The following is a 26,656-nucleotide window of genomic DNA, read 5'->3' as shown; positions in this document are numbered from 1 at the left end:
CGTTCGGAAGACTCGGCCGCCGGCCGACGGGGACCCAAATGACGCAAGCCAACACCGCCGTTTACACCGACATCAGCGCTGCCCAACTGGTCGAAGAGGCCATACGCCGTGGCGAGGGTGAGCTGGCCGCCAATGGCTCTCTGGTTGTCCGCACCGGCCACCGTACCGGCCGTTCTCCGGTCGATCGCTTCATCGTCCAGGAGCCGAGCACCGAGGCCAAGATCGCCTGGGGCAGCATCAACCGTCCGTTCCCCGCGGACAAGTTCGATGCCCTGTGGGACCGCGTCGAGGCCTTCAACGCCGCCCAGGATCACTTCGTTTCCTACGTCCACGTCGGTTCCGCCGCCGAGCACTACCTGCCGGTGAAGATGACCACCCAGACCGCCTGGCAGAACCTGTTCGGCCGCTGCCTGTTCATCAACCCGGAAACCTACAACCCGGCCGGCAGGGACGAGTGGCAGGTCCTCAACGTCGCCAACTTCGAATGCGTGCCGGAGCGCGACGGCACCAATTCCGACGGCTGCGTCATCCTCAACTTCGCCCAGAAGAAGGTCCTGATCGCCGGCATGCGCTACGCCGGCGAGATGAAGAAGGCCATGTTCTCCGTGCAGAACTTCCTGCTGCCGGAAGCCGACGTGCTGCCGATGCACTGCGCCGCCAACATCGGCGAGGAAGGCGACGTGACCCTGTTCTTCGGCCTGTCCGGCACCGGCAAGACCACCCTGTCCGCCGACCCGAGCCGCTACCTGATCGGTGACGACGAGCACGGCTGGGGCGAGGGCGTGGTGTTCAACATCGAGGGCGGCTGCTACGCCAAGTGCATCGACCTGTCCGAGAAGAACGAGCCGGTGATCTGGAAGGCCATCCAGTTCGGCGCCGTGCTGGAGAACGTGGTGCTCGACGAGAACCGCGTGCCGGACTACGCCGACGACAGCCTGACCCAGAACAGCCGCGCGGCCTACCCGCTGGAGCTGGTCGAGAAGCGCAGCGAGAAGAATCTGGGCGGCGAGCCGAACGCCGTGATCTTCCTGACCTGCGACCTGACCGGCGTGCTGCCGCCGGTGTCCATCCTCAACGAAGAGCAGGCGGCCTACCACTTCCTGTCCGGCTACACCGCGCTGGTCGGCTCCACCGAGATGGGCAGCGGCGGCGGCATCAAGTCGACCTTCTCCACCTGCTTCGGCGCGCCGTTCTTCCCGCGTCCCGCCGGTGAGTACGCCGAGCTGCTGATCAAGCGCATCCGTGGCTTCGGTTCCAAGGTGTACCTGGTCAACACCGGCTGGACCGGTGGCGGCTACGGCGTCGGCAAGCGCTTCAGCATCCCTACCACCCGTGGCGTGATCGCCGCCATCCAGAGCGGCGCGCTGGTCGGTGCCGAGACCGAGCACCTGCCGATCATCAACCTGGACGTGCCGAAGGCCGTGCCGGGCGTCGAGACCGGCCTGCTCAACCCGCGCAGCACCTGGGCCGACCAGAACGCCTACGACGAGGCCGCCAAGACCCTGGCCAAGCTGTTCATCGACAACTTCCAGAAGTTCGACGTGTCCGACGCCATCCGCAACGCCGGGCCTCAGCTGTAAGCCGAGCGCCCAGTGACGAAAAAGCCGCCCTCGGGCGGCTTTTTCATGGCTATCTTCCCGTGCGTGTTGCGCGGTCAAGCCCCTTTGTCTGAGCGCTGTAGCTGTATGCTCCTGGATTATTCCCCTCCCAGCGCAAGTGCTATCCCGCCTGTACGGGAATGATGCTCCTCGGCAGGAGTGAGTCCTATCTCTACCTCGTCATCCCCGCGCAGGCGGGGACCCAGAACGTGTTGGTGGCGCAATCCCGCTTTTGTGGGAGCGGCTGGGTGGGCTGCGACATTCGCGGATAAATCCGCTCCCACAAGGTGTGCAGCATTTAACGGGGTATAGCCTTCTTCATGTCCGGCGGATTTTCCGCCGCGTCAGCCCTGATAGCTGACGCGGCCGTCCACCAGGGTGTAGCGCACCCTGCCCGGCAGGCAGTGGCCGATGAAGGGGCAATTGGCGCCCTTCGAATGCCAGGTTTCCCCGGCCAGGGTCTGGCCCTCGGCGTCGAGCAGCAGCAGGTCGGCCGGGGCGCCGACGGCCAGACGGCCGGCAGGCAGGCGCAGGGCTCTGGCCGGGCCGGTGGTCAGGCGCGCCAGCAGGGTCGGCAGGTCGAGCAGGCCGTCCTGCACCAGGGTCATGGCCAGCGGCAGCAGCAGTTCGACGCTGCTGATGCCCGGCTCGGTGGCGCCGAACGGCGCCAGCTTGGCATCCGCCTCGTGGGGCTGATGGTGGCTGGCGATGGCGCCGATCACGCCGCTCTTCACCGCCTCGCGCAGGCCGTCGCGGTCGAACGCGGTGCGCAGCGGCGGCTGCACGTGGTAGAGGCTGGAGAAGCCCAGCAGCGCCTCGTCGGTGAGGATCAGCTGGTACATCGCCACGTCGGCGGTCACCGGCAGGCCGCGCGCCTGGGCCGCGGCGATCATTTCCGCGCCGCGGGCACTGGTCAGCTGGCTGAAGTGGGCGCGCACGCCGCTCTGCTCGACCAGCAGCAGGTCGCGGGTCAGGGCCACGGTCTCGGCGCTTTCCGGGATGCCGGCGAGGCCGAGGAAGCTGGCGGTGGCGCCCTCGTGGGCCAGGCCGCCTTCGGCCAGGTCGGCGTCCTGGGTGTGGAATACCACGGTCAGGTCGAAAGTGGCGGCGTATTCCAGGGCGCGACGCAGGGTGCGGTTGTTGACCATCGGTGCCAGGCCATTGGCGAAGGCCACGCAGCCGGCGTCGCGCAGGGCGACCAGTTCGGCCAGTTGTTCGCCGCCCAGGCCCTTGGTCAGCGCGCCGATGGGGAACACCTTGGTGTGGCCGGCTTCCTGGGCGCGGTCGAGGATCAGTTCGGCCACCGCCGAGGTGTCCAGCACCGGCTTGGTCAGCGGCGGGCAGCACAGGCTGGTGACGCCGCCGGCGGCGGCGGCCAGGGTCTCGCTGGCGATGCTGCCCTTGCGGCTGTAGCCCGGCTCGCGCAGGGCGACGGACAGGTCGACCAGGCCGGGGCTGGCGACCAGGCCGCGGGCGTCGATGGTCTGGTCGGCTTCGAAGCCGGCCGGCGCCTGGTCGAAGGCGGCGATCTTGCCGCTCTCCAGGTAGAGGTCGCGGACCTGGTCCAGGCCGCTGGCCGGGTCGATCACCCGGGCTCCGAGGATTCGGCTGCGCATCAGTTCTGCTCCTCGGCGTTGAGTTGGCGCTGGGTGGCCTGGCCGCTCATGGCCATGGACAGCACGGCCATGCGGATGGCGATGCCGTAGGTGACCTGGTTGAGGATCACCGACTGCGGGCCGTCGGCCACCGCCGACTCGATTTCCACGCCGCGGTTGATCGGCCCCGGGTGCATCACCAGGGCGTCCGGCTTGGCCTGCCGCAGGCGCTGCTCGGTCAGGCCGTAGAGGCGGTAGAACTCGCCCTCGCTGGGCAGCAGGCCGCCCTGCATGCGCTCGCGCTGCAGGCGCAGCATGATCACCACGTCGACGTCCTTAAGGCCCTCGGCGAAGTCGGTGTAGACCTTCACCCCGTACTGTTCCACGCCGACCGGCAGCAGGGTCTTCGGCCCGATCACGCGGATGTCCGGGCAGCCCAGGGTCTTCAGCGCGAGCATGTTGGAGCGCGCCACCCGCGAGTGCAGGATGTCGCCGACGATGGCCACGGAGAGGTTCTCGAAGCCGCCCTTGTGCCGGCGGATGGTGAGCATGTCCAGCATGCCCTGGGTCGGGTGCGCGTGGCGCCCGTCGCCGCCGTTGATGATCGCCAGGTTCGGGCACACGTGCTCGGCGATGAAGTGGGCGGCGCCGGAGTCGGCGTGGCGCACGACGAAAATGTCCGCGGCCATGGCCTCGAGGTTGCGCAGGGTGTCGAACAGGGTCTCGCCCTTGCTGGTCGAGCTGGTCGACACGTTGAGGCTGATCACGTCGGCCGACAGGCGCTGGGCGGCCAGCTCGAAGGTGGTGCGGGTGCGCGTGGAGTTCTCGAAGAACACGTTGCACACGGTGCGGCCGCGCAGCAGCGGGACCTTCTTCACCGCTCGGGCGCCGACTTCGAGGAAGGAGTCGGCGGTGTCGAGGATTTCCGTCAGCAGCTCGCGGGGCAGGCCGTCGAGCGAGAGGAAGTGGCGCAGCTGGCCCTGGTCGTTGAGCTGCAGCGAGCGCTTGGCGTCGATGGGCATGGGGTGGTCCTAGGCGGAGAGGCTTTGCAGCTCGAGGGCGAGCGGCGCGGGGCCGGACAATTTTACCCGCTGCTCGGGCGCCAGGGCGAGGGTGGCGCCGAGCACGTCGGCGTGGATCGGCAGCTCGCGGGCGTTCAGGTCGAGCAGGCTGACCAGGGTCACGCTGGCCGGGCGGCCATAGTCGAACAGCTCGTTGAGGGCGGCGCGGATGGTGCGCCCGCTCATCAGCACGTCGTCCACCAGCACCAGATGCTGGTCCTCGATCTCGAACGGCAGCTCGGAGGGGCGCACCTGCGGGTGCAGGCCGCTGCGGGTGAAGTCGTCGCGGTAGAAGGACACGTCCAGGGTACCCAGCGGCTGCTCCAGGCCCAGCTCGCGCAGCAGCGCCTCGGCGACCCAGACGCCGCCGGTGCGGATGCCGATGAAGTGTGCCTGGTCGACGCCGCGCCGCTGCAGCAGGGCACGCAGGTCGGCGGCCATGCGTGGCAGCAGCTGTTGGGGATCGGGCAGGGTCATGGGCAGTCCTCGCAATCAGTCCTAAAGATGGTGTTCGAGCCAGCCTTCCAGCAGCAGGGCGGCGGCCAGGGCGTCCACCGGGCGCTCGCGGTAGCCGCCGCGCTGGCCCTGGGACAGGCGCTGGCCCTTGGCCTCGAAGGTGGTAAGGCGTTCGTCGTGGGTGTGCACCGGCAGGTTGAAGCGGCCGTTGAGGCGGCGGGCGAACTTCTCCGCGCGCTCGCTCATCTCGCTGCGGCTGCCGTCCATGTTCAGCGGCAGGCCGACGACGATGGCGTCCGGCTGCCACTCCTTGATCAGCGCCTCGACCTTCTGCCAGTCCGGCACACCGTTCTGCGCCTTGAGCACGCACAGCTCGCGGGCCTGGCCGGTGACGGCCTGGCCGACGGCGACGCCGATCTGCTTGGTGCCGTAGTCGAAGCCCAGCAGCAGGCGCGGCGTGGCGCTCATGCGTGGCCGGCCTGGGCGGTGAGCAGGCCGAGGTTGACGCCCAGGCGCGCGGCTGCGGCCTCCAGGCGCTGGTCGTAGGGCGTGTCGAAGAGGATGGCGGCGTCGGCGGGGCAGGTCAGCCAGGCGTTGTCGGCCAGTTCGGCCTCCAGCTGGCCGGCTTCCCAGCCGGCGTAGCCGAGGGTGATCAGGTGTTTCGCCGGGCCGTTGCCGTCGGCGATGGCGAACAGCACGTCCTGGGAGGTGGACAGGGCCAGTTCGCCCAGCCCCAGGGTGGCCTGGAAGTCGTGCCCGCTCGGGTGCAGGACGAAACCGCGGTCGGTCTGCACCGGCCCGCCGGCGAAGATCGGCAGGCTCTGGCAGAGCGCGGGCGGGGTCTCGTCGGGGCGCAGCTGTTCGAGCACGTCGGCCAGGTTGAGGCCGTTGGGGCGGTTGATCACCAGGCCCATGGCGCCCTGCTCGTTGTGCTCGACCAAGTAGGTGACGGTCTGCGCGAAATTCGGATCGGCCATGTGCGGCATGGCGATCAGGAAGTGGTGCTTGAGGTAGCTGGCGGCGGTCTTCATGGCGCTAGTTTGGAGCGACACGCTCCAGGTCACAAGCTCGGCAAGGTGCTGCCGGTAGGGTGCGCTGTGCGCACCGCTGGGATTCCTAGTTGCTCGACAGCCGGTCGCCGCGTTCGAAGCGCCAGGTGCGGATGATCTCCAGCCGGTCGATGTCCGCGAGGTCGCCGCTGAAGGGGGCGAACGGGGCGGCCAGGCGCACGATGCGCAGGGCGGCCTGGTCCAGCGTCGGCTGGCCGGAGGACTCCAGCACCTGCACCTCGTAAAGCGTGCCGTCGCGGTTGATCGACACCAGCAAGCGCAGGCTGCCGTAGATGCGCTGGCGCCGCGCCTCTTCCGGGTAGTTCAGGTTGCCGATGCGCTCGACCTTCTTGCGCCACTCGTCCTTGTACCAGGCGCCCTTGTCGCGCATGGTCGAGGCGGCGTTGAGGCGGTGGATCTTCGGCCGCTTGGCGTAGAGCTGCTGCTCCTGGGCCAGCTCCGCCTCCAGGCTGGCGATGTCGGCGGACAGCTGGGCCGAGTCGAACACCGGCGCCGGCTGGGCGTCGGGCTGGGGCTCGTCTTCCTTCTGCTTGGTCGCGGCCTTCTGCGGTTGCGCCTTGGTGGTGGTCAGCGCGGTCTTGGCCGCGGCGGCCTCCTTGCGCTGGGTGGGCTGCGGCGCGGCGGCCGGGGTGACCTTGTTCACCTTGCTGTCCTGGAACGGCGCCTGCTCGGTGGTCTTGGGCGCCGCCTTGTGCTCGAGGGTGCCGCTGCCCTGCTGGTTGTCCTGGGCGAGGTAGTCGGCCTCCTTGGGCTTGTCCTCGCTCTTGAAGGTGGACAGGGTGATTTCCAGCGTCTTGCTGATCTGCCCGGGCTCGGCCATGGTGAAGCCGACGCCGAGGATCAGGGCCAGGTGCAACAGGGTGGCGACGAACAGGGTGAAGCCCAGGCGATCCGCGGGGCGGATGCCTGAGCTGGTCAGTTCGGGCGGTGGTTTTAGGGCTGCGTTCATCTGGCGTGGACGGGGATCGGATTGCCGCGCAGTCTGCCGGCTCGGGTCGTCAGGCTGCAAGCCGCAAGCGCCAAGCTGCCACCTGCTTCAAGCTTTGCGCGCGGCGAGCTTGCCTTCGATGGCATCCATCAGGCGCTCGCCGATGCGGGTGTCGTAGGCCTTGTCGATCTCGCGGATGCAGGTCGGGCTGGTCACGTTGATCTCGGTCAGGTGCTCGCCGATCACGTCCAGGCCGACGAACAGCAGACCCTTCTCGCGCAGCACCGGCCCCACTTCCGCCGCGATCCAGCGGTCGCGGTCGGTCAATGGTCGCGCCTCGCCACGGCCGCCGGCGGCCAGGTTGCCGCGGGTCTCGCCCAGGGCGGGAATGCGCGCCAGGCAGTAGGGCACCGGTTCACCGTCTATCATCAGAATGCGCTTGTCGCCATCCACGATGGCCGGCAGGTAGCCTTGGGCCATGATCTGCTGGGTGCCGTGGGCGGTCAGGGTTTCGAGGATCACGGAAAGGTTGGGGTCGCCGTCGCGGTGGCGGAAGATCGAGGAGCCGCCCATGCCATCAAGGGGTTTGAGAATGATGTCACGCTGCGCTTTCGCGAACTCGCGCAGAATATCGGGTCTGCGGCTGACCAGGGTGGGCGGCATGCAATGAGGGAACTGGGTGGCGAACAGTTTCTCGTTGCAATCGCGCAGGCTCTGCGGGCGGTTGACCACCAGCACGCCGTCGCGCTCGGCTTGTTCCAGCAGGTAGGTGGAGTAGACGAATTCGTTATCGAAGGGCGGGTCCTTGCGCATCAGGATCACGTCCAGTTCGGCCAGCGGGGCGTCCGTTTCCTCGCCCAGCTCGAACCAGCGCTGCGGGTCGTTGAAGACCTGCAACGGCTTCATGCGGGAGCGGGCGTGGCCGGCATTCGTATAGAGGTCGCGCTGCTCCATGTAGAAGAGCGACCAACCGCGCGCCTGGGCCGCCAGGAGCATGGCCAGCGAGCTGTCCTTCTTGAAGTTGATCTGGGCGATGGGATCCATGACGATCCCCAGGCGAATGCTCATGGGCTGAAACCTGTTCCGAGTGACCGAAGGAATGCGCAAGGGTGGCGCCGTGGGGCAGGCCGGTCAAGAAAAACCCGGAGTTCCGGGGGCTTATAGATTGCATCAGGAGAGTGTGCTAAAAAGTCCGGACGATCGGGTCGCAGCCCGTCAGTGTTACGGCCTCAGCCACACTGTGCTGTATATAAAAAACAAACGACTCACCGAGGCGATGGTAGGGCAGACATGGAACAGCATTCCGAGGGTTTGAAGGTGATGGTGATCGACGATTCGAAGACGATTCGTCGCACCGCCGAGACTCTGCTGAAGAAGGTGGGTTGCGAGGTCATCACTGCGGTGGACGGCTTCGATGCGCTGGCCAAGATCGCCGATACGCATCCGAGCATCATCTTCGTCGACATCATGATGCCGCGCCTCGACGGCTATCAGACCTGCGCCCTGATCAAGAACAACAGTGCTTTCAAATCCACCCCGGTGATCATGCTGTCCTCCAAGGACGGCCTGTTCGACAAGGCCAAGGGGCGTATCGTCGGTTCCGACCAGTACCTGACCAAGCCTTTCAGCAAGGAAGAGCTGCTCGGTGCCATCAAGGCGCATGTGCCCGAGTTCGTCCCGGTGGAGCAAGCCTCCTGATGTCCGGCCACAAGCCGGTGATGCCTATTCCGAATGGGGAACTTCATGGCTCGTATTCTGATTGTTGATGACTCGCCGACCGAGATGTACAAACTGACCGCCATGCTCGAGAAGCATGGCCATCAGGTACTCAAGGCGGAAAATGGTGCCGACGGCGTGGCCCTGGCCCGCCAGGAAAAGCCCGATGCGGTACTGATGGACATCGTCATGCCCGGGCTCAACGGCTTCCAGGCGACCCGTCAACTGACCAAGGACGCCGAAACCAGTCACATCCCGGTGATCATCGTGACCACCAAGGATCAGGAAACCGACAAGGTCTGGGGCAAGCGCCAGGGCGCGCGTGACTACCTGACCAAGCCGGTGGACGAAGATACGCTGATGAAGACCCTCAATGCGGTGCTGGCCGGCTGAAGCCGCGCCAGTCCGCAGCCACATAAGAAGAAAAGGCCAAGGCCGGCATGTCGGACGACCAATCCCCCTTCCAGCTTCTCGTTGATCTCGACCGCCACTGTCGCACGCTGGCGGCCGGTCTGCCGTCGCAGCAGCAGGCGGTGCAGACCTGGAGCGGGATCGGCTTTCGCATGGGCGAGCGTTATTTCGTGGCGCCCATGGGGGAGATCGGCGAAGTGCTGCATGAGCCTCGGCACACCCTGCTGCCCGGCGTGAAGAGCTGGGTCAAGGGCGTCGCCAACGTGCGCGGCAGGCTGCTGCCGGTGATGGACCTGTGCGGCTTCTTCGGCAGCGAGCTGTCGCCCCTGCGCAAGCAGCGGCGGGTGCTGGTGGTCGATCATAACGAAGTGTTCGCCGGCCTGACGGTCGACGAAGTATTCGGCATGCAGCACTTCCCGGTGGATACCTTCTCCGAGCAGCTGCCGCCGTTGGAGGCGACCATTTCGCCTTTCGTTCATGGGGTTTTCCAGCGCGAGCGGCCCTGGCTGGTGTTCAGCCCGCACGCGCTGGCGCAGCACCAGGGTTTTCTCGACGTGGCGGTATAGGCAATTTCGGTTGAGTCGGCGCTTGCCGGCTCTTTGGCGTTACACGGAAATCGTTGTGCGGTCGGTCCAGGCGGGGGCCAAATAATGAAGAAAATCGATGCAGGCAATCTCTTGGCAGGTGTGCGCAGTAACACGCTGATCGCCGGACTCTTCATAGTCCTGATCATTTCCATCGTGTTGCTGTTCGCCAACTTCGCCTACCTCAACACCCAGTCCACCTACGACAAGGAATACATCAGCCACGCGGGCGAGCTGCGCGTGCTGTCCCAGCGTATCGCGAAGAACGCCACGGAAGCGGCGGCCGGCAAGGCGGAAGCCTTCCCGTTGCTGAAGGAAGCGCGTCGCGACTTCGAGGAGCGCTGGGGCTTCCTGACCTCCGGCAGCGAGGAAAGCGGCCTGCCGCCGGCGCCGGAATCGGTCAAGCCGAAGATGGACGAGGTACAGAAGGACTGGGACGTGCTGCGGCAGAACGCCGACGCCATCCTGCAGAGCGAACAGACCGTACTGTCCCTGCACCAGGTGGCGGCGACCCTCGCCGAAACCATCCCGCAGCTGCAGGTCGAGTACGAAGAGGTGGTCGACATCCTGCTGCAGAGCGGCGCGCCGGCGGCCCAGGTCTCCGTGGCCCAGCGCCAGTCGCTGCTTGCCGAACGTATCCTCGGCTCGGTGAACAAGGTGCTGGCCGGTGACGACGACTCCGTCCAGGCCGCCGACATGTTCGGCCGCGACGCCAGCCTGTTCGGTCGCGTGCTCAAGGCGATGATCGAAGGCAACAGCGCCATGGAAATCTCCGCGGTGACCGACCAGGACGCCCTGGAGCGCCTGGCCGAGATTTCCGAGCTGTTCCAGTTCGTATCCGGCTCGGTGGACGAGATTCTCGAGACCTCTCCGGAACTGTTCCAGGTCCGTGAGTCCGCCAACACCATCTTCACCGGTTCGCAGACCCTGCTGGACAAGACCTCCGGCCTGGCCGGCGAGTTCGAGGACCTGGCCGACGGCCGTTACTTCAATACCGTCGCCGGTTACGTGCTGGGCGCCCTGGCCCTGGCGGCGATCATCCTCATCGGCCTGGTGATGGTACGCGAAACCAACCGCCGGCTGGCCTCCACCGCCGAGAAGAACGAGCGTAACCAGACCGCGATTCTGCGTCTGCTCGACGAGATCGCCGACCTCGCGGACGGTGACCTGACCGTGGCCGCGACCGTGACCGAGGACTTCACCGGTGCGATCGCGGACTCCATCAACTACTCCATCGACCAGCTGCGCGACCTGGTAGCGACGATCAACTCGACCGCCGTGCAGGTGGCCGCCGCCGCCCAGGAAACCCAGTCCACCGCGATGCACCTGGCCGAGGCTTCCGAGCACCAGGCCCAGGAAATCGCCGGCGCCTCCGCGGCGATCAACGAAATGGCCGTGTCGATTGACCAGGTATCGGCGAACGCCGCGGAATCCTCCGCGGTAGCGGAACGTTCCGTAGCCATCGCCAACAAGGGCAACGAGGTGGTGCACAACACCATCACCGGCATGGATAACATCCGTGAGCAGATCCAGGACACCTCGAAGCGGATCAAGCGCCTCGGTGAATCGTCCCAGGAGATCGGTGACATCGTTAGCCTGATCAACGACATTGCCGACCAGACCAACATCCTCGCACTGAACGCCGCGATCCAGGCCTCCATGGCCGGTGACGCGGGCCGCGGCTTCGCCGTGGTAGCGGACGAGGTACAGCGCCTCGCGGAACGTTCCTCGGCGGCGACCAAGCAGATCGAGGCACTGGTAAAGACCATTCAGACCGACACCAACGAAGCGGTTATCTCCATGGAGCAGACCACTTCCGAGGTGGTCCGCGGTGCCCGCCTGGCGCAGGACGCCGGTGTGGCCCTGGAAGAGATCGAGAAGGTATCCAAGACCCTCGCGGCCCTCATCCAGAACATTTCCAACGCCGCTCGCCAGCAGGCCTCTTCGGCCGGCCACATCTCCAACACCATGAACGTGATTCAGGAGATCACCTCGCAGACCTCCGCAGGTACCACCGCTACCGCCAAGAGCATCGGCAACCTGGCCAAGATGGCCAGCGAGATGCGTCGTTCGGTATCCGGCTTCACCCTGCCGGAAGGCCAGGCCTGATCAGGGGCGTGATGGCGGCCTGAGAGGGCCGCTGTCCGGGACATTCGGCCATGAGCGAGGGGCAAGGCATGCAGCCAAGCGGCGTCTGGGCCCTGAAACCCATGGCCGACATGTCGCAGGGAGAGTTCCGCGACTGGCAGGCACTGCTGGAAGAACGCACCGGCGTCGTGATCAACGAGCAGCGCCGGGCCTTCCTGCAGACCAACCTGACCGCGCGAATGCGCGAACTGGGGGTCGACGACTACGCCAGCTACTACCGCCAGGTCACCGACGGCCCGCGCGGGGCGGTGGAGTGGTCGACCCTGCTGGATCGTCTCACCGTGCAGGAAACCCGTTTCTTTCGTCACCGCCCATCCTTCGATGTGCTGGAAAGTTACCTGCGCGGGCGCCTGGTCACGGACGAGTCGCCGCGACCTCTGGCACTCTGGAGCGTCGGCTGCTCCAGCGGCGAGGAGCCCTACTCGATGGCGATCAGCGTCGCCGAGATACTGGAGGGGGCCGGCAGCGACCGGCAGTTCGGCGTCACCGGCACCGACATCAGCCTGAGCGCGCTGAACAAGGCGCGCGAGGCGGTCTACGGCGCGCGCAAGCTGGAACAGATGGACAGTGACCTGTGCGAGCGCTACTTCCTCGCCCAGGACGATGGTCGTTACAAGGTGGTGCCGGATCTGGCAGCGCGTGTCTGCGCCGCCAGGCTGAATGTGCTGGAGCTGGCCAAGGCGCCGCAATCCGGCATGGACGTAATTTTTTGCCAGAACCTGCTGATCTACTTCCGCCGCTGGCGTCGTCGGGAAATCCTCAACCGCCTGGCCGAGCGCCTGGTGCCGGGGGGCTTGCTGGTGGTGGGCGTGGGTGAAGTGATCGGTTGGCAGCATCCGGACCTGGTGCCGGTGGCCGACGAGCGGGTTCTGGCGTTTACCCGCAAGGGCTAAGACAAGAATGACTGGAGCAGGTATGGGTGATCGGCACGATTATGTCGCCCTGGAATGGGTCAAAGGCGAGATCGCGGAAACCCTGAAGCAGGCGCGTCAGGCCCTGGAGGCGTTCGTCGAGAACCCGCAGGACGCCACGCGCATGCGTTTCTGCCAGACCTACGTGCACCAGGTCCATGGCACCCTGCAGATGGTCGAGTTCTACGGCGCGGCCCTGCTCGCCGAGGAAATGGAACAGCTGACCCAGGCGCTGCTGGACGGCCGCGTGGGCAACCAGAACGAAGCGCTGGAAGTGCTGATGCAGGCGATCCTGCAGCTGCCGGCCTACCTCGATCGCATCCAGAGTGCGCGCCGCGACCTGCCGATGGTGGTGCTGCCGCTGCTCAACGACCTGCGTGCCGCCCGCGGCGAGAACCTGCTGTCGGAAACCAGCCTGTTCTCCCCCGACCTGTCCACCCGCCTGCCGGCGCTGCCTCTCGACTCGCTGGACAAGCTGCGCTCCGCCGAACTGCCGGTGCTGTTGCGCAAGCTGCGGCAGATGCTGCAGATGGCCCTGGTCGGGGTGATCCGCAACCAGGACCTAGCCACCAATCTCGGCTACATGGCGCGCGTGTTCGCCCGCCTGGAAACCCTGTGCAAGGAAGCTCCGCTCGGCGCCCTGTGGCAGATCGCCTCCGGCCTGGTCGAGGGCCTGGCCAACGGCAGCGTGGGCAACAGCGCCTCGGTGCGTACCCTGCTGCGCCAGGTGGACAAGGAACTCAAGCGCCTGGTCGACCAGGGTGCCGACGGCATCAACCAGCGTGCACCGGACGAACTGACCAAGAACCTGCTGTTCTATGTCGCCAAGTCGTCGGCGCAGTCGCCGCGCCTGCGTGCCCTCAAGGATCAGTACCGCCTCGACGACGCGCTGCCCGACAGCGGCGTGGTGGACGAGGAGCGCGCCCGCCTGGCCGGGCCGGACCGCGACGCCATGCGTTCGGTGGTCGGTGCGCTGTGCGAGGAGCTGGTGCGGGTCAAGGACAGCCTCGACCTGTTCGTGCGCAGTGACCGCAAGCAGGTCGCCGAGCTGGATGCCCTGCTGGCGCCGCTCAAGCAGATCGGCGACACCCTGGCCGTGCTCGGCTTCGGCCAGCCGCGCAAGGTCATCCTCGACCAGATCGATGTGGTGCATGCCCTGTCACTCGGCCAGCGCGAGCCGAACGATGCGGTGCTGATGGATGTGGCTGGCGCGCTGCTCTATGTCGAGGCCACCCTGGCCGGCATGGTCGGCCCCGCCGACGACCAGCGGAGCGAGCAGAGCCACCTGCCGACCACCGACGTGGCGCAGATTCACCAGTTGGTGATCAAGGAAGCGCGCACCGGGCTGGAGCAGGCCAAGGACGCGATCATCGAGTTCATCGCCTCGCAATGGAACCACGAGCACCTGGCCCGCGTGCCGGAGCTGCTGACCCAGGTCCGCGGCGGCCTGGCGATGATTCCGCTGGCCCGCGCCGCCGCGCTGCTGCAGGCCTGCACCCGCTACATCCAGGAGCAGCTGCTGGTACGCAAGGCCGTACCCAACTGGCAGAACCTGGACACCCTGGCCGACGCCATCACCAGCGTCGAGTACTACCTCGAGCGCCTGGCCGAAGACCACGCGACCCAGGGCGACCTGATCCTCGACGTCGCCGAGGAAAGCCTGGAGAGCCTGGGTTACCCGCTCAAGGAAAAGCCGTCGATCCTCGACCGCATCGAACCGCGCGAGGAAGCGCCGGCACCGCTGGCCGACCCGCTGCAGGACATCGAAGTGCTGGCCGCCGAAGAGGCTTCCTTCGCGGAGCCGCTGGCGGAAGAGCAGCCGCTGGAATTCGCGGAGCTGCCCGCGCTGTCTCACGAGGAAGCGAGCGAGGAGCTGAGCGTCGAGTTCGCCGAACTGCCGGCCGAGGACGCCGGCGAGCTGCTGGTGTCCGACGATAACTGGAGCTTGGGCGAGGCCGAGTCGGATGAGCCCGCCGGCATCGACCTGAGCTTGGATGCGCCGCTCGAGGTGGTCGCCGCGGATGATCTCCCCGCGCTGTCCGGCGAGCCGGAAGAATTCACCCTCGACAGCGCCTTCATCACGGAAGCCAATGAGCTGCCGGGCGTCGCCGAACTGCCGGCGCTGGACGAGAGCCTGCCGGAGCTGTCGCTCGATGGCGAAGAGCTGAGTCTCGACAGCACCCCGACGCAATGGGACGAGCTGGAGATTGCCGATCTCGAACTGCCGGAAGTCGATCTGCCGAGCGCGCCGCTCGAGCCCGAGCCGGTCCAGCCCGCGGTCGACAAGCCGATGACCATGGCCGAGGTGATGGCCGCTCCGGTGCAGGCCATCAATCCGCCTGCCCAGGACGTGCCGCCGAGCCTGTTGCCGCCGCCCGCCGACGAAGAACCGGTGGACGAGGAACTGCTCGAGGTCTTCATCGAGGAAGTCGGCGAGGTTCTCGAGACCATCAACGAATACCTGCCGCAATGGCGCGCGGATACCGACGACAAGGACGCGCTGACCGAAGTGCGGCGTGCCTTCCACACCCTCAAGGGCAGCGGCCGCATGGTCCGCGCCCTGATCATCGGCGAACTGGGCTGGTCCATCGAGAACATGCTCAACCGCGTGCTGGATCGCAGCATCCAGCCCGACCAGCCGGTGCAGCAGGTGATTGCCGACGTAGTGGCGCTGATGCCGGCGCTGGTCGACGAGTTCGCCGCCAAGGCCCAGCGCCAGCGTGACGACGTCGACCGCCTGGCCGCGACCGCCCACGCCCTGGCCCGTGGCCAGTTGCCGAGCTTCGCCAGCGAGCCGGAGGTCGTCGCGCCGCAGGGCGTGCAGGTGGCCGACGCGGTGGTGGAGGAAGCGGTCGAAGCCGAAGTCGTCGTCGATCTGCCGGCACCTGAAGCGTTCCAGAGTGGCACCAACGACGAGCCCCTCGACCCGCTGCTGCTGGAGATCTTCCGCAACGAGGCCGAGACCCATCTGGACACCCTGGTGGGCTTCCTGGCCGATTGTGCCCAGGAACTGCCGCAGCCGGTGACCGACGACCTGCAGCGCGCCCTGCACACGCTCAAGGGCAGCGCGCACATGGCCGGCATCCTGCCGATCGCCGAGATCGCCACGCCGCTGGAGAAGCTGGTCAAGGAGTTCAAGACCAACCTGATCAGGGTGGACCTCGGCGAAGCCGAACTGCTGCGCGACGCCGAGCACCTGTTCCGCGCCGGCCTGGAGCAGCTGGAAAGCCAGCCGCTGGCGCCGATCCCGGGGGCCGCCGAGTTTCTCGAGCGGGTCCACAAGCTGCACCACGCCCGCCTGGAGGGCGCCGAGAGCGCGCGCCTGGAGCAACAGGACCAGCGCGATCCGCAACTGATCTCCATCTTCCTAGCCGAAGGCATGGACATCCTGCTGGATGCCGAGGACCTGCTGCGCAAATGGCGCGAGCATCCCAGCGAGCAGCAGGAGCTGTCCGCCCTGCTGGAAGAGCTGACCACCCTCGGCCGTGGCGCCGAGATGGCCGAGCTGCCGCAGATCGACGAGCTGTGCCAGGCCCTGCTGGCCCTGTACCAGGCGGTGCTGGACGGTCGCCTGGCGGTCAGCGAGCACTTCTTCGCCGAGGCCGAGGCCGCCCACGAGGCGCTGATCGGCATGATGGACCAGGTCGCCGCCGCGCTGCAGGTCAGCCCGCAGCCCGAGCGCGTCGCCGCCCTGCGCGACCTGCTGGCCCAGGCCCTGAACCCGGCCACCCTGGCGCTGCTGAATACCGACAACGCCATCGGCCTGGAAGTGGTGGAGCTGGACGAGCTGCCCGCCGAGCCCCAGGCCGAAGCGCTGCCGGAACCCGAGCCGGAGCCTGAGATCGAGCCGTTCCCGACCGCGCAGCCCGAGCCCCTGCCGAGCATTCAGCCGGCGCCGGCCGCGCCGCTGGCCAGCATGCCGGAGAACCTCGACGCCGAGATGGTGGAGATCTTCCTGGAAGAGGCTGTCGACATCCTCGACAGCGCCGGCCAGGCCCTCGACCGCTGGCTGAGCGACCCGGACAGCACCCTCGCCCTGTCGTCTCTGCAACGCGACCTGCACACCCTCAAGGGTGGCGCGCGCATGGCTGAAATCAGCGCCATCGGTGACTTGGCCCACGAGCTGGAATCTCTCTACGAAGGGTTGGTCGACCGTCGCTTCAGTTATTCGCCGCCCCTGGCCGACCTGTTGCAGCAGAGCCACGACCGCCTCGCCATCGTGCTCGAACAGTTGCAGCGCGGCCAGCCGTTGCTGGACTCGTCGGTACTGATCGACGCGATACGCTCCTTTCGCCAGAGCGGCACGATAGCCGCGCCGAGTTTCTCGGCAAGCAGCGAAAGCGCACAGCGTGATGCGGACGAACAGCCGCAACCGGCCGAGCCGGCTCAGGAGCCGGAGTTGCCCCTGGCGGAAATCGATCTGGGTGAGCCGGTCGAGGCTGACTTCGGCGCCCTCACGCTAGATGACCTGCCCCTGGCGGACATCGAGCCCTCCGGTGATCTTCCGGTCGACGAGCTGCCGTCGCTGAGCCTGGACGAATGGAATCCTGACGACGCGCTGACGCAGCCGACCGAGGCGCCGTCCGCCGAGGCGCGGGACGAGTCGCCGGAAATGGACCTGGGTGAGCTGGCCGGTGCCGGCTTCGTGGCGCCGCAGATGGACGAGTTGCCCGAACTGCACATCGACTCCGTCGAGCCGCCGGCCGAGGAACTGCCGGAAGCATTGCCGGCGATGACTGCGGAAGAGTGGCACCTGGACGAATCCCTGCCCGCCCTGGGATCGGAGACGCCCGAGGATCAACCCGCCACCGAACCCGAGACGCCCGTCGCCGAGTCACCGGAGATGGACCTGGGCGAACTGGCCGATGCCGAATTCGTGGCACCGCAGATGGACGAGCTGCCCGAACTGCACATCGAGTCCGTGGAACCGCCTGCCGAGGTGTTGCCGGAAGAACTGCCGGCGCTGAGTTCGGAAGAGTGGCACTTGGACGAGTCCCTGCCCGCCCTGGGCGCCGAAGACCTGGCGCCGCTTGCGCAAGAGACTCCGCCCGCCGATGCTGCCCCCGAGCCCGAGCCCGAGCCCGAGCCCGAGCCCGAGCCCGAGCCGGTAAGCCAGGCCCCGGCGCCGGCTGCGCCCGTTGCCGCTGCGCCGGTGGATCGCGATCCCGAACTGGTCGAGATCTTCCTCGAGGAAGGCTTCGACATCATGGACAGCGCCGCCGCGGCCCTGCAGCGCTGGATGGTCGACGTCGACAACACCCTCGAGGTGGAAGCCCTGCAGCGTGACCTGCACACCCTCAAGGGCGGTGCGCGGATGGCCGAGATCCGTGAGATCGGCGACCTGGCCCACGAGCTGGAATTCCTCTACGAAGGTGTCGGCGACGGCCGTCTGAAGGCCGGCGGCGAGCTGTTCGGCCTGTTGCAGGCCTGCCACGACCGGCTCTCCGAAATGCTCGACGCGGTGCGTGGCAACCGCGCCGTGCCCGATGGTCTGGCGCTGATCGAAACCATCCGGCGCTTTCGCGCGGACCCTAATGCCCAACTGAGCGTACCCACCAGCGTGCACCTGCAGCCGGTGGTGGAAGAGGACGCCGGTGCCGAGGCGGACATCCTCGACATCTTCCTGGAAGAAGGCGACGACCTGCTGGAGGCCATGGAGGCCGCCATCGGCCACTGGGAGGCAGACCGCGAGAACGGCAAGGCCATCGACGAACTGCTGCGCATCCTGCACACCCTCAAGGGCGGTGCGCGGCTGGCCGGGCAGAAGCGCCTGGGCGATCTCAGCCACGACATCGAGCAGCACCTGACCGAGGCCCAGCAACAGGGAGCGCCCTGGCCGGACAGCCTGTTCCTCGACGTGCAGTCCGGCTTCGAAGGCCTACAGGGCGAACTCGACCAGCTGCGCAAGCGCCTGGATGACAGCCAGGCGGCCGACGAGCAGGCGCCGAAGGTCGAGCAGCCGGCCGCCGAGCCGGTGCCGGTCACCCTGAGCACGCCGATCGTCGCCGCCAGCAGCCAGCCGCAGCAGGCCCAGCAGGTCAAGGTACTGCCCTTCGTCGAGCGCGCCGCCGAGGCCGCCGCCCGCGCCGCCGCCCAGCGTGCGCCGCAGGAGCTGGTCAAGGTGCCGGCGGAGCTGCTCGAAGGGCTGGTCAACCTGGCCGGTGAGACCTCCATCTTCCGCGGCCGGGTCGAGCAACAGGTGAGCGACGTCGGCTTCACCCTCGGCGAGATGGAAGCCACCATCGAGCGGGTGCGCGACCAGCTGCGCCGCCTCGACACCGAGACCCAGGCACAGATCCTCAGCCGCTACCAGGCCGAGGCCGAGCGGGCCGGCTACGAAGATTTCGACCCCCTGGAGATGGACCGCCACTCGCAGCTGCAGCAGCTGTCGCGCGCCCTGTTCGAGTCCGCGTCCGACCTGCTCGATCTGAAGGAGACCCTGGCGGCGAAGAACCGCGACGCCGAGACCCTGCTGCTGCAGCAGGCGCGGGTCAACACCGAGCTGCAGGAAGGTCTGATGCGCACCCGCATGGTGACGTTCGACCGCCTGGTGCCGCGCCTGCGCCGGATCGTCCGACAGGTGGCCGGCGAACTGGGCAAGCAGGTCGACTTCCACGTCGGCAACGCCGAAGGCGAGATGGACCGCACCGTGCTCGAACGCATCGTCGCGCCGCTGGAGCACATGCTGCGCAACGCCGTCGACCACGGCATCGAGCCGGCCGACAAGCGCCGCGCCGCCGGCAAGCCCGAGGCCGGCAACATCCGCCTCAGCCTCGGCCGCGAGGGTGGCGACATCCTCCTGACCCTGGCCGACGACGGTGGCGGCATCCGCCTCGAAGCGGTCAGGCGCAAGGCCATCGAGCGTGGCCTGATGACCGAGGACAGCGACCTCAGCGATCACGAGATCCTGCAGTTCATCCTCGAGGCCGGTTTCTCCACCGCCGAGAAGGTCACCCAGATTTCCGGCCGGGGCGTCGGCATGGACGTGGTGCACTCCGAGGTGAAGCAGCTCGGCGGTTCGATGAGCATCGAGTCGACGGTCGGCGAAGGCACCCGCTTCCTGATCCGCCTGCCGTTCACCGTGTCGGTCAACCGGGCGCTGATGGTCACCTCCGGCGAGGACTTCTACGCCATCCCGCTGAACACCATCGAGGGTATCGTGCGGGTCTCGCCGTACGAGCTGGAAGCCTACTACGGCCCCGATGCACCGCGCTTCGAGTACGCCGGCCAGGCCTACGAACTGAAGTACCTGGGCGACCTGCTGAACAACGGCCAGCAGCCCAAGCTGGTGGGCCAGAGCCTGCCGCTGCCGGTGATCCTGGTGCGTTCCAGCGAGCACGCGGTGGCGGTGCAGGTGGATGGCCTGGCCGGCTCCCGCGAGATCGTGGTGAAGAGCCTCGGTCCGCAGTTCGCCGGCGTGCATGGCATCTCCGGCGCGACAATCCTCGGTGACGGCCGCGTGGTGGTGATTCTCGACCTGCTGGCGAACATCCGCGTACGCCACGCCCACCTGCTCGGCCAGGTCCAGGCGCCACGCCTGGCCAGCCAGGAGGCGGTGGCGGCGAGCGAGAGCGATGCCGCGCGGCCGACCCTGGTCATGGTGGTGGACGACTCCGTCACCGTGCGCAAGGTCACCAGCCGCCTGCTGGAGCGCAACGGCATGAACGTGCTGACCGCGAAGGACGGCGTCGACGCCATCGCCCAACTGCAGGAGCACCGCCCGGACATCATGCTGCTGGACATCGAGATGCCGCGCATGGACGGCTTCGAGGTGGCGACCCTGGTGCGCCACGACGAACGCCTCAAGGACCTGCCGATCATCATGATCACCTCGCGGACCGGCGAGAAGCACCGTGAGCGGGCCATGGCCATCGGCGTCAACGAATACCTCGGCAAGCCCTACCAGGAGTCGGACCTGCTCGACAACATCCAGAAACTGGTCAAGGACAAGGCCAATGGCTGACAGAACTGCTGCTCGTATCGCGGTCATCGCCGACACCTCGCTGCAGCGCCACGTGCTGCAGCAGGCATTGTCCGGCAGCGGCTACCAGGTGGTGCTCAACAGCGACCCCGCGCGTTTGGACGAAGAGGCCCTGGCCGGTTGCGACGCCGACCTGTGGCTGGTCGACCTGGCCCAGTCGGAAGACTCGCCGCTGGTCGACAACCTGCTGGAGAAGGCCAGCGCCCCGGTGCTGTTCGGCGAGGGCCATGCCCCGGAGCGCCACTCCGAGAACTACCCGCGCTGGGAGCGCCGCCTGTTCGGCAAGCTCAAGCGCCTGGTCGGTGATCCGGCCCAGGCCATCGGCCCGAGCCTGGAGGCCCTGCTGGCCGAGGCGCAGCGCCCCAGTCGCCTGGAGCTGCCGGCCGCGCTGGCCGGCACCCCGCTGGTGGCCGGCGAACCGGCCCGCCAGGTCTGGCTGCTGGCCGCCTCCCTCGGCGGCCCCGCGGCGGTCAAGGAATTCCTCGACGCACTGCCGGGCGGCCTGCCGATCGGCTTCGTCTATGCCCAGCACATCGACGCCGCCTTCGAGACGGCGCTGCCGCAGGCCGTCGGCCGGCACAGCCAGTGGCACGTCAACCCGGCGCGCAACGGCGATGCCGTGCGCTGCGGCGAAGTGGTGGTGGCGCCCATCGCCCATGAACTCGGCTTCACCGAGGACGGCTCCATGCAGGTGGCCGACCGCGGCTGGCCCGAACCCTACAGCCCCTCGATCGACCAGATGATGCTCAACCTGGCCCAGCAGTACGGCGCCAACTGCGGCGTGATCGCCTTCAGCGGCATGGGCAGTGACGGCAGCGCCGCCGCCGCCTATGTGCGCCGCCAGGGCGGTGTGATCTGGACCCAGAAGGCCGACAGTTGCGCCAGCCCGAGCATGCCCGACAGCCTGCGCGAAGGTGGCTACAGCAGCTTCAGCGGCGACCCGCGCGAGCTGGCCGCCGCCCTGGTCGCCCACCTGGCCGAGCAGTGCCAGTAACGGCCTCGCCGTCTTTCAAGGAGCCGCCATGAGCCAAGCCATCGCCAGCCAGAACAGCGTCAGCAGCCTCACCGGGTTGCTGGTGCCGCTGGCCGACAGAACCCTGCTGCTGCCCAACGTCACGGTCGCCGAACTGATTCCCTACCGTCCGCCCCAGGTCACCCCGGGGCTGCCGTCCTGGTTCCTCGGCCAGGTGCCGTGGCGCGACCTGCAGCTGCCGCTGCTGTCCTTCGAGGCCGCGTCCGACGGCCAGCCGCAGATCGGCCCGGGCGTGCGGGTGGCCGTGCTAAACGCCCTGGGTGGCCGTGACAGGGTCAAGTTCATCGCCCTGCTGGTACAGGGCATCCCGCGCTCGCTGAAGGTCGACAGCAGCCTGCAGCGCGCCAGCGCCAGCCTGGCCCCGCTCGAACTGGACGCCGTGCAGCTCGGCGAGGCCGTGGTGAAGATTCCCGATCTGGTCGCGCTGGAGCAGAAGCTGGCGGATGCCGGCCTGATCTGACGTGAGCGGTGTTCGGCTGGCGCGACTCGGCGACCTGGAGGTCGCCAGCAGTTGTCTGCCGGGCCAGCAGTTCGAGAAGCACAGCCACGACGAATTCGTCATCGGCGCCAACCTGCTCGGCGAAGAGCATATCTGGCTGGACGGCCGTCGCTTCACGGCCGGCGTCGGCGCCATCACCACCTACAACCCCGGCGAAATCCAGGGCGGCGGCGTTGCCGAGGGGCAGCCCTGGCGCTATGTCGGCCTGTACCTGGCGCCCGCGCAGCTGGCCGAGAGCCTAGGGCGGGCCGAACTGCAGTTCGAGCGCCCGCTGCAGCAGGCGCTGTCCCTTGCCGCCGACCTGGCCTGCGCGGTGGAAGCCTGCCTGAGCGACGACCCGCTGCTGCGCGAGCGCGGCGAGGAGGGTGTGACCCTGCTGCTCGGTCGCATCGTCGCCGGCGCCGGAGTGCGCCTGGCCGCGGCGCGGGACATGGGTCCTGCCGCCGTGGCGCGGCTGCAGGAGCTTCTGGCGGCGCGCCTGGAGCGCACGCCCGGCCTGGACGAAATGGCCGCCGAGCTCGGGCTCTCCAAGTTCCATCTGCTGCGCAGCTTCCAGAAGCACACCGGGCTCAGCCCTCGGCAGTGGGCCATGCAGTTGCGCACCCGTCGCGCCCAGGGGCTGCTGCGCCTGGGCCTGCCGGCCGGCGAGGTCGCCCACGCCCTGGGCTTCGCCGACCAGAGCCATCTCAACCGTCACTTCCGCGCCGCCTATGGCCTCAGTCCGGGGCGGTACCAGGCGCTGGTTCGGCGCTGAGCGCCGCTGCAATCCGGTCCAAGCCCGCCGGCACCGGCGCGGCGATAATCCGCGCCATTTGTGACTGCGGAGCTTTCCCATGCTGGCCATCTTCCTCGCCGCCATGCTGTTCGGCCTGGCTTTCTGCGCATCTCCCGGCGCGGTGTTCAGCGAAACCCTGCGGCGCGGCCTGATCGGCGGTTTCCGCCCGGCGCTGCTGGTGCAGCTGGGTTCGTTGATCGGCGACGCGGTCTGGGCGCTGATCGGCCTGACCAGCTTGGTCCTGCTGCTGGCCCAGGACAGCGTGCGGGTGCCGCTGACCGTCGCCTGCGCGGTCTACCTGGTCTGGCTCGGCCTGCAGGGGCTGCGCGACGCCTGGAGCCCGCCGGCCCAGGAGGAGGGTGGCGACACCCGGGGGCGCAACGCCTTCGGCGCCGGCGCGCTGCTGTCGCTTTCCAACCCGAAGAACATCGTGTTCTGGGGGGCCCTGGGCAGCGCCCTGGCGGGGATGGTCGAGGGCACGCCGAGCCGGGCGCAGATGGCGGTGTTTTTCGCCGGCTTCATGTTCGCCTCGCTGCTCTGGTGCTTCGTCTGCGCGGCGCTGGTGGACTGGCTGCGGCGCAACACCTCGGCGCTCTGGCATCGCATCAGCTATGCCGGCTGCGGCCTGCTTCTGCTGGCCCTGGCCGGGCTGACCCTGCGCGGGCTCTAGGTCAGAAGTCGCCCCACAGCTGCTGGGCCACGCTGAGCGCCACCACCGGCGCGGTCTCGGTGCGCAGCACGCGCGGGCCGAGTCGGGCGGCGTGGAAGCCGGCAGCCTTGGCGCGCTGTACTTCCGGATCGTTGAGACCACCTTCCGGGCCGATCAGAAAGGCCAGTGAGCGAGGTGGGGTGTGTCCAACCCATGATTCGGCAACTGGGTGCAGCACCAGCTTCAGTTCGGCTTCGACTTGTCCCAGCCAGGTATCCAGCTCTTGCGGCGAGTGGATCAACGGCACGACGGAGCGGCCGCACTGCTCGCAGGCGCTGATCGCCACCTGGCGCCAGTGGGCCAGGCGCTTGTCGGCACGTTCGTCCTTCAGCCGCACCTCGCAGCGTTCGGAGACGATGGGGGTGATTTCCGTAACGCCCAGTTCGGTGGCCTTCTGGATCGCCCAGTCCATCCGCTCGCCCCGCGACAGGCCCTGGCCCAGGTGGATGCGCAGCGGCGACTCGGTCAGGCCATCCAGCTGTTCGCGCAGCTCGACCCTGACGGCCTTCTTGCCGACCTCGACCAGCTCGCCCCGGTATTCCCGGCCGCTGCCGTCGAACAGCTGCACGGCGTCGCCCGCCGCATGCCGCAGCACGCGGCCGATGTAGTGGGCCTGGGCCTCGGGCAGTTCGTGCTGGCCGAGAGAGAGCGGGGCGTCGATGAAGAAGCGGGATAGGCGCATGGAAGTAGCTGTAGGCGGCAAGTGGAAAGACGCAAGCTTAAAGCTTTCGGCCCCGGCAGGGTGCGCCATGCGCACCGCAGTTCGGTAGGGAGGGTGCAACCCGCGGGTTCACCCGCCCTGCGATCAGCCCGGGTCGCGGTGGTTGGGATAGAGGTCGGAGGCGACGCCGACGCTCACCGATTCGCGGGTGGCGATGTCGATGCCTTCCGTGGCCACTTCGGCGAGGAAGTCGATCTGCTCCAGGGTGATCACATAGGGCGGCAGGAAGTACACCACGCTGCCCAGCGGGCGCAGCAGGGCGCCTCGGTCCAGCGCGTGCTGGTACACCGCCAGGCCGCGCCGCTCCTGCCAGGGGTAGGCGACCTTGCCGGCCTTGTCCCGGACCATCTCGATGGCCAGCGCCATACCGGTCTGGCGCACCTCGGCCACGTGCGGGTGGTCCTTGAGGTGTTCGGTGGCGCTGGCCATGCGCGCGGCCAGTGCCTGATTGGCCTCGATGACGTTGTCCTGCTCGAAGATGTCCAGGGTCGCCAGCGCCGCCGCGCAGGCCAGCGGGTTGCCGGTGTAGGTGTGCGAGTGGAGGAAGGCGCGCAGGGTGGCGTAGTCGTCGTAGAAGGCGCCGTACACCTCGTCGGTGGTGAGCACCGCGGCCATCGGCAGGTAGCCGCCTGTAAGGGCCTTGGAGAGCACCAGAAAGTCCGGCGTGATGCCGGCCTGCTCGCAGGCGAACATCGTCCCGGTGCGACCGAAGCCGACGGCGATCTCGTCGTGGATCAGGTGCACGCCGTGGCGGTCGCAGGCCTCGCGCAGCAGCTCGAGGTAGACGGGGTGGTACATGCGCATGCCGCCGGCACCCTGGATCAGCGGCTCGACGATCACCGCCGCCACTTCGTGGGCATGTTCGGCCAGAGTGTGCTCCATGGCGGCGAACATATTCCGCGAATGCTCCTCCCAGTCCATGCCCTCGGGACGCAGGTAGCAATCCGGGCTCGGCACCTTGATGGTATCCAGCAGCAGTGCCTTATAGGTGTCGGTGAACAGCGCCACATCGCCCACCGACATGGCCGCCACCGTCTCGCCGTGGTAGCTGTTGGTCAGGGTGACGAAGCGCTTCTTGCCGGGCTTGCCGCTGTTGATCCAGTAGTGGTGGCTCATCTTCAGCGCTACCTCGATGCCGGACGAGCCGTTGTCGGCGTAGAACACCTTGTTCAGCCCCGGCGGAGTGATCCTCACCAGGCGCTCGGACAGCTCGACCACCGGCGCGTGGGTGAAGCCGGCCAGCATCACGTGTTCCAGGCTGTCCAGTTGCTCGCGGATGCGCGCGTTGATGCGCGGGTTGCCATGGCCGAACACGTTGACCCACCAGGAGCTGACCGCGTCCAGGTAACGCTTGCCGTCGAAGTCTTCCAGCCAGACGCCGTCGCCGCGCCGGATCGGAATCAGCGGCAGGCGCTCGTGGTCCTTCATCTGGGTGCAGGGGTGCCACAGCACGGCGAGGTCGCGCTGCATCCATTGGCTGTTCTGGTTCATGGGGCTTCTCCGAAACGACAGCCGGTGAGACTACCAGAAGCCCCCGCCGGATAGGTCTGGCCGCGTCGGGCCATTGCCGGCGCTGGGTGAGATCGCCCTGGTTTCGTCGCCGGCAAGTCGCTCGTGGAAGACGCCGGCCTACGGTCAGCCGGGACCCAGGGTTCGCCCAATGGGAAGAGGTCGACTCCTTGTCTCGCCTGTTCACCGAGATGGAGGTCGCTCATCACCCGAAAGGCGCCATCCAGAGCCTTCGCGGTGAACCTCCGTGCGGCTGTTCTGACCAAGTAGCACGGCCGCCGCATCGATGTAATCATCTGGTTACCCGATATTTCGAAGCGAAAAATTCCGCTTTTAATCGATGCGTTTGCCGCTAGGCTGTCTCCATCGTTTGTTCGGAAGTTTTCTCATGCAGTGGCGCAATTCGGATTCCACCTATGGCCTGGTCAGCATCCTGCTGCACTGGCTGGTGGCGCTCGCGGTGTTCGGCCTGTTCGGCCTCGGGTTGTGGATGGTCGGGCTGGATTACTACAGCAGTTGGTACCGCACCGCGCCCGACCTGCACAAGAGCATCGGCATCCTGCTGTTCGTGGTGATGCTGGTCCGCGTGATCTGGCGCTTCATCACCCCGCCGCCGCCTGCCCCGGCCAACCACGGGCCGCTGACCCGCCTGGCTTCGAAGTTCGGCCATGCGCTGCTCTATCTCGGCCTGTTCGCCATCATGATCTCGGGCTACCTGATTTCCACCGCCGACAACCGCGGCATCAGCGTGTTCGACCTGTTCGAGGTCCCCGCCACCATCACCAGCATTTCCGAGCAGGCCGACCGGGCTGGCGCATTCCACTTCTATGCCGCCTGGGCGCTGGTGATCTTCGCCGGCCTGCATGCGCTGGCGGCCCTCAAGCACCATTTCATTGACCGTGACGCCACCCTGGTACGTATGTTCGGTCGTACCGGCAAGTAACCCACAAG

General features: G+C 67.5%; 21 protein-coding genes. 12 read left to right on the top strand and 9 right to left on the bottom strand.

The window, feature by feature from the left end; all coding sequences use genetic code 11:
* Positions 1 to 38 precede the first annotated feature (38 nt).
* Positions 39 to 1,580 (top strand): phosphoenolpyruvate carboxykinase, encoded by a 1,542-nt coding sequence (locus N5D30_RS12840; RefSeq protein WP_279909304.1) that lies wholly within the window; start codon positions 39 to 41, stop codon positions 1,578 to 1,580.
* A 362-nt stretch (positions 1,581 to 1,942) separates the two neighbouring features.
* Here N5D30_RS12840 and N5D30_RS12835 read toward each other — a convergent pair whose 3' ends face one another.
* The 7 genes from N5D30_RS12835 to gshB form a co-directional block, all read right to left on the bottom strand.
* Entirely contained in the window at positions 1,943 to 3,214 is a 1,272-nt protein-coding gene (locus N5D30_RS12835; RefSeq protein ID WP_279909303.1) for a dihydroorotase, read from the bottom strand.
* Entirely contained in the window at positions 3,214 to 4,215 is a 1,002-nt protein-coding gene (locus N5D30_RS12830; protein WP_220815712.1) for an aspartate carbamoyltransferase catalytic subunit, read from the bottom strand. The genes N5D30_RS12835 and N5D30_RS12830 overlap by 1 nt, the downstream gene beginning before the upstream one ends.
* Positions 4,216 to 4,224: 9 nt before the next feature.
* A complete protein-coding gene (gene pyrR / locus N5D30_RS12825; RefSeq protein WP_279909302.1) occupies positions 4,225 to 4,731 on the bottom strand; it encodes a bifunctional pyr operon transcriptional regulator/uracil phosphoribosyltransferase PyrR in 507 nt (168 codons plus the stop codon).
* Between the two features lie 21 nt (positions 4,732 to 4,752).
* Positions 4,753 to 5,178 carry a Holliday junction resolvase RuvX gene (gene ruvX, locus N5D30_RS12820; protein ID WP_220815714.1) on the bottom strand — a complete coding sequence of 142 codons (426 nt, stop codon included), beginning with the start codon at positions 5,176 to 5,178 and terminating at the stop codon, positions 4,753 to 4,755.
* Entirely contained in the window at positions 5,175 to 5,741 is a 567-nt protein-coding gene (locus N5D30_RS12815; protein ID WP_279909364.1) for a YqgE/AlgH family protein, read from the bottom strand. The genes ruvX and N5D30_RS12815 overlap by 4 nt, the downstream gene beginning before the upstream one ends.
* An 85-nt stretch (positions 5,742 to 5,826) precedes the next feature.
* The gene (locus N5D30_RS12810; RefSeq protein ID WP_279909301.1) at positions 5,827 to 6,729 is read right to left on the bottom strand and encodes an energy transducer TonB; all 903 of its coding nucleotides are present in this window, start codon (positions 6,727 to 6,729) and stop codon (positions 5,827 to 5,829) included.
* Between the two features lie 87 nt (positions 6,730 to 6,816).
* Positions 6,817 to 7,776 (bottom strand): glutathione synthase, encoded by a 960-nt coding sequence (gshB, locus tag N5D30_RS12805; RefSeq protein WP_220815716.1) that lies wholly within the window; start codon positions 7,774 to 7,776, stop codon positions 6,817 to 6,819.
* Positions 7,777 to 7,998: 222 nt separating this feature from the next.
* Here gshB and pilG point away from each other — a divergent pair, with 222 nt between their 5' ends.
* The 10 genes from pilG to N5D30_RS12755 all read left to right on the top strand — a co-directional run bounded on the left by pilG (position 7,999) and on the right by N5D30_RS12755 (position 23,436).
* On the top strand, positions 7,999 to 8,406 hold the full coding sequence (pilG, locus tag N5D30_RS12800; RefSeq protein WP_021698994.1) for a twitching motility response regulator PilG: 408 nt from the start codon (positions 7,999 to 8,001) through the stop codon (positions 8,404 to 8,406).
* A 45-nt stretch (positions 8,407 to 8,451) separates the two neighbouring features.
* Positions 8,452 to 8,817, top strand: a complete 366-nt coding sequence (gene pilH, locus N5D30_RS12795) for a twitching motility response regulator PilH (protein WP_043216118.1) — start codon at positions 8,452 to 8,454, stop codon at positions 8,815 to 8,817.
* 47 nt (positions 8,818 to 8,864) lie between these two features.
* On the top strand, positions 8,865 to 9,401 hold the full coding sequence (locus N5D30_RS12790) for a chemotaxis protein CheW (RefSeq protein ID WP_220815717.1): 537 nt from the start codon (positions 8,865 to 8,867) through the stop codon (positions 9,399 to 9,401).
* Positions 9,402 to 9,485: 84 nt separating this feature from the next.
* Positions 9,486 to 11,528 carry a methyl-accepting chemotaxis protein gene (locus tag N5D30_RS12785; RefSeq protein WP_220815718.1) on the top strand — a complete coding sequence of 681 codons (2,043 nt, stop codon included), beginning with the start codon at positions 9,486 to 9,488 and terminating at the stop codon, positions 11,526 to 11,528.
* A 68-nt stretch (positions 11,529 to 11,596) separates the two neighbouring features.
* Positions 11,597 to 12,460 carry a protein-glutamate O-methyltransferase gene (locus N5D30_RS12780; protein ID WP_220815721.1) on the top strand — a complete coding sequence of 288 codons (864 nt, stop codon included), beginning with the start codon at positions 11,597 to 11,599 and terminating at the stop codon, positions 12,458 to 12,460.
* Between the two features lie 22 nt (positions 12,461 to 12,482).
* A complete protein-coding gene (locus N5D30_RS12775; protein WP_279909300.1) occupies positions 12,483 to 20,441 on the top strand; it encodes an Hpt domain-containing protein in 7,959 nt (2,652 codons plus the stop codon).
* Positions 20,434 to 21,453, top strand: a complete 1,020-nt coding sequence (locus N5D30_RS12770) for a chemotaxis protein CheB (RefSeq protein WP_279909299.1) — start codon at positions 20,434 to 20,436, stop codon at positions 21,451 to 21,453. Before N5D30_RS12775 ends, N5D30_RS12770 begins: the two co-directional genes overlap by 8 nt.
* Before the next feature lie 28 nt (positions 21,454 to 21,481).
* Positions 21,482 to 21,952: a chemotaxis protein CheW gene (locus N5D30_RS12765; protein WP_220813721.1), complete on the top strand. Its 471-nt coding sequence runs from the start codon at positions 21,482 to 21,484 to the stop codon at positions 21,950 to 21,952.
* Position 21,953: 1 nt separating this feature from the next.
* Positions 21,954 to 22,745, top strand: a complete 792-nt coding sequence (locus N5D30_RS12760) for an AraC family transcriptional regulator (protein ID WP_279909297.1) — start codon at positions 21,954 to 21,956, stop codon at positions 22,743 to 22,745.
* A 79-nt stretch (positions 22,746 to 22,824) separates the two neighbouring features.
* Positions 22,825 to 23,436, top strand: coding sequence for a LysE family translocator (locus N5D30_RS12755; RefSeq protein ID WP_279909296.1), 612 nt, complete (start codon positions 22,825 to 22,827; stop codon positions 23,434 to 23,436).
* Position 23,437: 1 nt separating this feature from the next.
* Here the strand turns inward: N5D30_RS12755 and N5D30_RS12750 are convergent, their stop codons facing one another.
* Both N5D30_RS12750 and N5D30_RS12745 read right to left on the bottom strand, forming a co-directional pair.
* A complete protein-coding gene (locus N5D30_RS12750) occupies positions 23,438 to 24,157 on the bottom strand; it encodes a 16S rRNA (uracil(1498)-N(3))-methyltransferase (RefSeq protein WP_279909295.1) in 720 nt (239 codons plus the stop codon).
* 123 nt (positions 24,158 to 24,280) lie between these two features.
* On the bottom strand, positions 24,281 to 25,687 hold the full coding sequence (locus tag N5D30_RS12745) for an adenosylmethionine--8-amino-7-oxononanoate transaminase (protein WP_279909293.1): 1,407 nt from the start codon (positions 25,685 to 25,687) through the stop codon (positions 24,281 to 24,283).
* Positions 25,688 to 26,093: 406 nt separating this feature from the next.
* Between N5D30_RS12745 and N5D30_RS12740 the strand changes: the two genes are divergently transcribed.
* A complete protein-coding gene (locus tag N5D30_RS12740) occupies positions 26,094 to 26,648 on the top strand; it encodes a cytochrome b (RefSeq protein ID WP_279909292.1) in 555 nt (184 codons plus the stop codon).
* Positions 26,649 to 26,656 lie beyond the last annotated feature (8 nt).

Origin of the sequence: Pseudomonas sp. GD03875 (assembly GCF_029840585.1) — a bacterium.
GTDB lineage: Bacteria > Pseudomonadota > Gammaproteobacteria > Pseudomonadales > Pseudomonadaceae > Aquipseudomonas > Aquipseudomonas paralcaligenes.
The sequence above is the reverse complement of the archived record's forward strand: the minus strand, read 5'-3'. Positions and strand labels throughout refer to the sequence as shown.